We start from the raw sequence: 6967 nt of genomic DNA on the forward strand, positions 1-6967 counted from the left end.
GCGGATCCCGTCGCGCAGCTGGCGCAGTACAAGCAGATGCTCGACCAGGGCCTCATCACGCAGGAGGACTACGACGCGGCGAAGAAGAAGGCGCTCGGTCTCTGAGCATGGCGGAGCAGTCGTGGGCGCGGCCGCAGCCCTGGCCGGCGCCCGGTCAGCGTCCCGGCGCCCCGAGGCCGGGGCAGCAGACGGCCGGGCCGATGCCGGGGCGGCCGTCCATCGGCCTCCCGGGCCAGAGCGTGAGCCCGGGGCCGGGCGCTGCCCCGGGTGCGGGCGCCGCCCCGGGGCCGGGCGCTGCCCCGGGTGCGGGCGCGTCGGCGTGGGCCGGCGCTGCCCCGGGGGCCGGCGCGGCGCCGGTCTCGGATGCGGCGATGGGCCAGGGCGCGCCCGGTCTGCCGGCGCTCGGCGAGGCCACGCGGCGGGCGATGGCCCGCACCGCGGTGCTCGACACTCGCCGTCCGGTCGCGGACGGCCTCGACAAGTGCCCGCGCTGCGGCTCCACGGAGATCGGCTACAGCATCACGCTGCGGGCGCTGTACTGCAGCCACTGCCGCAGCCGATGGAACGAGCCCAACGCGGAACGCAGCTTCGGCCTCGACGCGCCGATCGCCCTGCTGCGCGGCCATCAGCTGGGCTCGGCGACGATGGACGTGCGCGAGGACGCCAGCCTCATGACCCTGCGCTGCCAGGGCTGCGGGGCCGATGTCATGCTGCGCGTGAGCGACCAGCTGCAGGCCCGATGCCACTGGTGCCGCCAGAAGCTCTCGGTCTCCTCGCAGGTCGCCACCGGTGCGGTGCCCGATGCGGTGCTGCCCTTCGCCCTGTCGCGGGAGGAGGCGGTGCGGCGCATCGGCGACTTCATCGGCAGCCGGCGTCGCTTCGCGAAGACGTACGTGACCGAGGGCTTCCGTCCCGAGAACGTCTTCGGGGTGTACATCCCGTACCTGGTGGTGGACGGCAACGTGCACGCCGAGCTGCACGGCAAGGGCGAGGTCACCACCCGCACCTACCAGGTCAAGCGCGGCGACCACTACGTGACCTACCACGACGCCGACGTCCACCAGGTCGACCGGTCCTTCGACCTGCTGATCGACGACCTCGCGGTGGTCTCGGCGCGCAGCTTCGCCGGGAACGTCGCCCGGGCCACGAACCACGTCGTCCAGTCCCTGGCCCCGTACGACACCGACCAGGCGGTGGCGTTCTCGAGCAACTACCTCTCCGGGTTCTCCTCGCAGCGGCGCGACCTCGACGTCACCGACGTCGACCAGGAGGTCGAGGACCGGTTCCTGGCGATCGCCCGCGCCCGCCTCGAGCCGACCGTCGTCGGCTACGACCGCGGGGTGCGCTGGGAGCACGAGGGCGTGGCCGTGCGCGGCACCCGCTGGCTGACGGTGCTGGTGCCGGTGTGGCTGTACAGCTACAGCCCGCCGGAGGGCGACGAGGTCCACTACATCGCCGTGAACGGACGCTCGGGGCTGACCCAGGGGTCGGTGCCGGTCTCCCAGGGGAAGCTGTGGCTGGCCTCGTGCGTGCCCGGCGCCCTGGTCGGCGCGGCGCTCGGCATGCTGGGGCTGCTCCTGATGATCGGGGAGGCGCTGGTATGAGCGCCCTGGGCCTCCTGATGATCCTCGCGGGCATGGTGATCGGGCCGATCACGACGCTGGTGATCTACCTGGTGCTCTCCCGGCGCCACCGCAACGTGCCCCTGCGCTTCGTCTTCGAGTCCGGGACCCGGACCGAGGTGGCGAACCTGCGCAGCCGCGACGTCCGCCTCGGGGCGAACAACCGCCAGCGCGAGGACCGCATGGTGGGCGCGAACTCGAGCCAGCATCTGGCGCGCGTGCAGAAGATCCTGGTCCGATGACCGATCCTGGTCCGATGGCGCCGACGCGGGAGACCGTCGGCGCGGGACCGTCCAGCCGGTACGAAGGGGAGCAGTGAGGCGACGATGAGCCATGACGTGAACGGGCCGGGTCCGCAGGGGGAGCGGCCGGCGACCCCCGGCGCTCCGGGCGCTGGGCCGATGGGTGCGGGCTCCGGCGGTCCGATGGGCCCGGGGCCCGGGGAGCCGGCGGGCGACGGAGGGCCCGCGGCGGGACAGGAGCCGGCGGCATCGGCCGAGGACCTGCTCGCGCAGGTCGAGGAGGCGGCCCATCCCTCCGGTCCGACGCTCGAGGAGCGCACCCGCATCCGCAAGGAGCACGGGCTGGACAAGTGCCCCCGCTGCGGGTCGAGCGACATCGCCTACGACATCCCGCAGCGCGCCCTGGTGTGCTCCTACTGCCGCTACGCGTTCAACGAGCCCAACGCCCACGAGGCCTTCGGCTTCACCTCGCCCATCCAGGACCTGCGCGGCGTCACCATCGGCGCCGGCAGCGAGGACATCGTCGAGGACCAGGACGTCGTCACCCTGAAGTGCCAGGGCTGCGGGGCCGATGTCGTGATCAAGCTCGAGGAGCAGCTGCAGTCCCGCTGCCACTGGTGCCGCCAGACCCTGTCGATCAACACGCAGGTGCCCAACGGCGCGGTGCCCGACGCGGTGCTGCCCTTCCTCCTCAGCCGCGAGCAGGCCGTCGAGAAGGTGAAGGAGTTCGTGGGGGCCCGGCGCACCTTCGCCGACCGGCGCTTCCTGCGGGACTTCACGCCGGAGAACGTGCTGGGCGTGTACATGCCCTACCTCATGGTCGACGCGAACATCCATGCCGAGCTCGCCGGCACCGGCGAGGACACGGTGCGCACCTACACCGAACGCGTGAAGGTGGGCGACCGCGAGGAGACCCGCACCTACTACGACGTGGACGTCTACCAGGTGGCGCGCAAGTTCGACCTGCTGGTCGACGACCTCGCCACCCAGTCCTCGACGCGCTACCACCGCGACCGCAACGAGTCGGCGACCAACTACGTGCTGCGGGCCATCCAGCCCTTCGACGTCGAGGACGCCCTCGTCTACAACAGCAACTACCTCACCGGGCACACCTCCGAGCGCCGCGATCTCGACATCGGCGACATCGACGAGGAGGTCGTGGAGAAGTTCCTCGCGATCGCCCGCGCCCGGGCCCAGCCGACCCTGGGGAAGTACGACCGCGGCGTGAAGTGGGAGGCCGAGGGCGTCTCCGTGCGCGGGGCGCGCTGGGTCGCCGTGCTCCTGCCGGTGTGGCTGTACAGCCAGTACGACGGCAGGCTGTCCCACTACGTCGCCGTGAACGGGCGCACCGGGCAGACCATGGGCTCGATCCCCATCAGCCAGCCGCGCGCGATCGGGGCCTCGTGCCTGGTCGCCACCATCGTCACCGTGCTCGCGGTCGGCGGCGGCATCCTGTCGATGTTCGCGTGAGGAGGAGACCTCGATGATCACGGACCTGATGATCCTGGCCGATCCGATGCTGCTGGCCGGCGGCTCGGACGGCGACTATCCCTTCGGGGTCCTGGCGGCGGGCCCCATCGCCGGGATCCTCGTGTACCTGGGGATCTACTCCCGCTACCGCAACAAGGACAAGCGCTATCGCTTCGAGAGCGAGTCCAAGGTCGAGGTCGGCAACATGATGACCCGGGACGCGAAGATCAAGCATCGCCGTCGCGTCAGCGGCAGCCGCATGGGAGGCGCCAACGAGTCCCGGCACCTCGAGCGGGTGCGGCGCATGCAGATCTCGGGCTGAGGCCCCCTCCCGGAGAGCGGGACCGCCGGCCCCTGGGGGCGGAGGAACCGCCGGACCCCTGGGGGCGGGGAACCGCCGGACCCCCTGGGGCGGAGGTCCGGGGCTCAGGCTCCGGGGGAGGGGCGGTCGGTGAGGATCGCGGAGAAGTCATGCTCCCCGCGCCCGGCGTCCTGCTGCTGCTCGAGGCTGGTCAGGGCGGCGCGCACCGCAGGCAGCTCCCCGGCGGTGTCCAGCAGCAGCCGGGCGTCCTTCGCGATCGCGTTGACGCTGAAGTCCCCGCCCTCGGTGCCGCGCTCGCCGCGCACGAACGGCCCCTTCATGCCGGCGATGAAGGCCAGGCCCGTGCCGCCGAGCATGTCCAGCACCTCCTCGGGGTCCAGGCCGGTCGCATCGCCGAGGGAGAGCGCCTCGCGCAGGCCCTCGGCGCTCACCGCCAGGGCGAGGTTCGCCAGCAGCTTGCCGACCGCCGCCCGCGCGGCGCTGTCCACGCCGCGCAGACGCTCCGGATCCGCCCACGGGGAGACCAGATCCAGGATCCGCTCCCGCAGAGCCGCATCGGCGGTGCCGACGTACACGCCGAGCTTCCCGGCGCGGGCCGGCCCCAGGGACCCGACCACGGGCACGGCCACATAGGTCGGCACGGCGGCGGCGAACTCCTCGGCATCGGCCGGGGAGACGGTGGTGGTGTCGACCCAGGGCACCCCCGCGGGGATCAGCGCGGGCTCCAGCACGGTCTCGCGGACCGCGTCGGGCCCGAACAGGGAGGTGACCACGACCTCCGCCCCGGAGACGGCCTCGGCCGGACTCGCGGCGACCTCGGCGCCCGCCTCGGCCAGGCGCGCGGTGCGCTCCGGGGTCCGGTTCCAGACGCGCAGATCATGGTTCTCGAGCAGGTGGAGGGCGAGCTCGGTCCCCATGCGACCGGTGCCCAGGACGGCGATTCTCATGCCCGCAGTCTGCCATCGGGCGGACCGGTCGCGGGCCCGCCGCGGACCATCAGTGCACAATGGAGGCATGTCGCCTCGGATCAGCCGCCGTCACGCCCTCGCGGCCGCCGCCACCGGCGCCACCGGCCTGGCGCTCACCTCCGTCGAAGCTCTCGCGCAGCCTGCCCTGGGCGGCTGGGGCCGGCAGATGGACGTGCGCGTGGCGACCTATAACGTGTCCCTGTTCCGCGAGAAGGCCGGGGACCTGGTGAGGGACCTGTCGCGCCGCACGGACGCGCAGGCCAAGGCGATCGCCCAGGTCATCCAGGTCAACAACCCCGACATCCTGCTGCTGAACGAGATCGACCACGACGAGGCCGGCGAGGCGGTGGATCTGCTGCGCCGCAACTACCTGGAGGTCTCCCAGGGCGGCGCGACGCCGGTGCACTACCCCTACGCGTACACGGCCCCGGTGAACACGGGCGAGCCCAGCGGGCTGGACCTCGACGGCGACGGCGCCCTCGCAGGCCCGGGCGACGCCTACGGCTACGGCGCCTTCCCGGGCCAGTACGGCATGGCGGTCCTCTCGCGCTATCCGATCCGCACCGACGACGTGCGCACCTTCCAGAAGCTCCCGTGGGCGTCGATGCCCAGCAACCTCATCCCCGAGAGCTTCTACTCGCCGGAGAAGATCTCCGCCCTGCGCCTGTCCTCGAAGTCCCACTGGGACGTGCCCGTCTCCGTGGGCTCCAGCGTGCTGCACGTGCTGGCCTCGCATCCGACCCCGCCCTCCTTCGACGGGCCCGAGCGCCGCAACGCCCGGCGCAACCACGACGAGATCCGGCTGTGGGCCGACTACCTCGCCGGCGGTTCCGCCGCCTCCTGGATCGTGGACGACGCCGGCGTGGCCGGCGGGCTGCCCGTGGGCACGTCCGCCGTGGTCCTCGGCGACCTCAACGCCGATCCCACGGACGGCGACTCCTGGCCCGGCGCGATCGACCAGCTGCTCAGCCACCCCCGACTGCGCGACACGCGGCCGACGGGCTCCGCCCACGAGGAGCGCACCGCCTCGTTCACCCCGGCCCCGGACGGCCCCGGCCCGCTGCGGGTGGACTACGTGCTGCCGACCTCGCAGCTGACCGTGGTGGGCTCCGGCGTGTTCTGGCCGCGGCCCTCCGAGCCGGGCGGGGCCCTCATCGGGCCCGATGCGGCGAAGTCCCCGCGCACCTCCGACCACCGCCTGGTGCGCCTGGACCTGCGTCTGGACGCGTAGTCTCGATCCATGGCTCCTGCGATCTCCCCGATCATCGACCTGCCCGAGCTGCGTGCCCTGCTCGCGGACCGCGCCGACGCGGCCCCGGTGCGGCTGCTGGACGTGCGCTGGGCCCTGGACGGCTCCAAGGGACGGGACACGTATCTCGCCGGGCACATCCCCGGCGCCGTCTACATCGACCTGGGCATCCAGCTGGCCGGCCCGGCATCGGCCGCCGAGGGCCGCCACCCGCTGCCTGCGGCCGAGGATCTCACCGCCGTGCTGCGCGGCGCGGGCGTGGACGACGGCACGATCGTGATCGGCTACGACGACTCCGACGGCTCCCAGGCCTCCCGCCTGGTGTGGATGCTGCGCGCGCTGGGCATCGAGGCCGCTCTGCTCAACGGCGGTCTCGCCGCGTGGGACGGCGAGCTCTCCACGGCCGATGTCACCCCGCCTCCCGGCGACCTCAGCGACCGCCCCTGGCCCGCCGCGGCCATCGCGAGCATCGACGAGGTCGCCTCCGGCGAGGTCGCGGTCGTCGACGCCCGTGCCCCCGAGCGCTACCGCGGGGAGGTCGAGCCGATCGACCCCCGCGCCGGGCACATCCCCGGGGCGGTCAACGTGCCCTTCCCCGGCAACGTCGACGCGGACGGCCGCTTCCTCGCGGCGGACCAGCTGGCCCAGCGCTTCGCCGAGGCCGGGCTGGATCCCGAGGACGAGGTCATCGTCTACTGCGGCTCCGGCGTCACCGCCACCCACGACCTGCTCGCCCTCGAGCGGGCCGGCTACCGGCGCACCCGCTTGTTCCCCGGATCCTGGTCCCGCTGGAGCGCCGATCCTGCGCGCCCCGTGGCCACCGGCCCGCAGCCCTGACCCGACTCCCGCACCGAGTCGTCCCGGCCCGCTGATCCCGACCAGGGCTCGAGTCGAGACCGCCGGATCCCGCCCGGCCCGGAGCCTGCCCTGCCCTCAGGATGAGATCAGGCCTGCAGCGCCGGGGGACCGTGGCCGCGGCGCTCCAGGAATTGCAGACGGGCGTTCCACTTCTCGACGGCGGGTTCTAACGGTCAGCGCAACAGGTGCTCGGAGAATACCTCTCTTGGCGTAGCAAATTCAAGCCGCTTTCGCGG

At 73.0% G+C, this 6967-nt stretch carries 8 protein-coding genes; 7 read left to right on the plus strand and 1 reads right to left on the minus strand.

Features of this window, described 5'->3' with window-relative positions; translation table 11 throughout:
- The 5 genes from BF93_RS19455 to BF93_RS18680 all read left to right on the plus strand — a co-directional run.
- On the plus strand, positions 1-105 hold a 105-nt coding region (locus tag BF93_RS19455), incomplete at its 5' end, for an SHOCT domain-containing protein (RefSeq protein ID WP_156954213.1).
- A gap of 266 nt (positions 106-371) precedes the next feature.
- Positions 372-1604: a hypothetical protein gene (locus tag BF93_RS18665; protein WP_051487226.1), complete on the plus strand. Its 1233-nt coding sequence runs from the start codon at positions 372-374 to the stop codon at positions 1602-1604.
- A complete protein-coding gene (locus tag BF93_RS18670) occupies positions 1601-1864 on the plus strand; it encodes a hypothetical protein (protein WP_051487227.1) in 264 nt (87 codons plus the stop codon). The genes BF93_RS18665 and BF93_RS18670 overlap by 4 nt, the downstream gene beginning before the upstream one ends.
- Before the next feature lie 84 nt (positions 1865-1948).
- Positions 1949-3334: a TFIIB-type zinc ribbon-containing protein gene (locus BF93_RS18675; protein WP_156954214.1), complete on the plus strand. Its 1386-nt coding sequence runs from the start codon at positions 1949-1951 to the stop codon at positions 3332-3334.
- A 13-nt stretch (positions 3335-3347) separates the two neighbouring features.
- Positions 3348-3656, plus strand: coding sequence for a hypothetical protein (locus BF93_RS18680; RefSeq protein WP_038374771.1), 309 nt, complete (start codon positions 3348-3350; stop codon positions 3654-3656).
- 104 nt (positions 3657-3760) lie between these two features.
- Here the strand turns inward: BF93_RS18680 and BF93_RS18685 are convergent, their stop codons facing one another.
- Entirely contained in the window at positions 3761-4603 is an 843-nt protein-coding gene (locus BF93_RS18685; protein ID WP_038374773.1) for an NAD(P)-dependent oxidoreductase, read from the minus strand.
- A 67-nt stretch (positions 4604-4670) separates the two neighbouring features.
- Here BF93_RS18685 and BF93_RS18690 point away from each other — a divergent pair, with 67 nt between their 5' ends.
- Together BF93_RS18690 and BF93_RS18695 are read left to right on the plus strand one after the other, a co-directional pair.
- Positions 4671-5855, plus strand: a complete 1185-nt coding sequence (locus BF93_RS18690) for an endonuclease/exonuclease/phosphatase family protein (protein WP_038374774.1) — start codon at positions 4671-4673, stop codon at positions 5853-5855.
- A 9-nt stretch (positions 5856-5864) separates the two neighbouring features.
- Positions 5865-6710 carry a sulfurtransferase gene (locus BF93_RS18695; protein ID WP_038374775.1) on the plus strand — a complete coding sequence of 282 codons (846 nt, stop codon included), beginning with the start codon at positions 5865-5867 and terminating at the stop codon, positions 6708-6710.
- The last annotated feature ends 257 nt before the right edge of the window (positions 6711-6967 follow it).

Origin of the sequence: Brachybacterium phenoliresistens (assembly GCF_000576425.1) — a bacterium.
Classification (GTDB): domain Bacteria; phylum Actinomycetota; class Actinomycetes; order Actinomycetales; family Dermabacteraceae; genus Brachybacterium; species Brachybacterium phenoliresistens.

Excerpts from the sequence above, each read along its gene's own strand:
- BF93_RS18670 (WP_051487227.1), top strand. The coding sequence starts at position 1,601 with ATGAGCGCCCTGGGCCTCCTGATGATCCTCGCGGGCATGGTGATCGGG.
- BF93_RS18690 (WP_038374774.1), top strand. The coding sequence starts at position 4,671 with ATGTCGCCTCGGATCAGCCGCCGTCACGCCCTCGCGGCCGCCGCCACC.
- BF93_RS18675 (WP_156954214.1), top strand. The coding sequence starts at position 1,949 with ATGAGCCATGACGTGAACGGGCCGGGTCCGCAGGGGGAGCGGCCGGCG.
- BF93_RS18685 (WP_038374773.1), bottom strand. The coding sequence starts at position 4,603 with ATGAGAATCGCCGTCCTGGGCACCGGTCGCATGGGGACCGAGCTCGCC.
- BF93_RS18665 (WP_051487226.1), top strand. The coding sequence starts at position 372 with ATGGGCCAGGGCGCGCCCGGTCTGCCGGCGCTCGGCGAGGCCACGCGG.
- BF93_RS18695 (WP_038374775.1), top strand. The coding sequence starts at position 5,865 with ATGGCTCCTGCGATCTCCCCGATCATCGACCTGCCCGAGCTGCGTGCC.
- BF93_RS18680 (WP_038374771.1), top strand. The coding sequence starts at position 3,348 with ATGATCACGGACCTGATGATCCTGGCCGATCCGATGCTGCTGGCCGGC.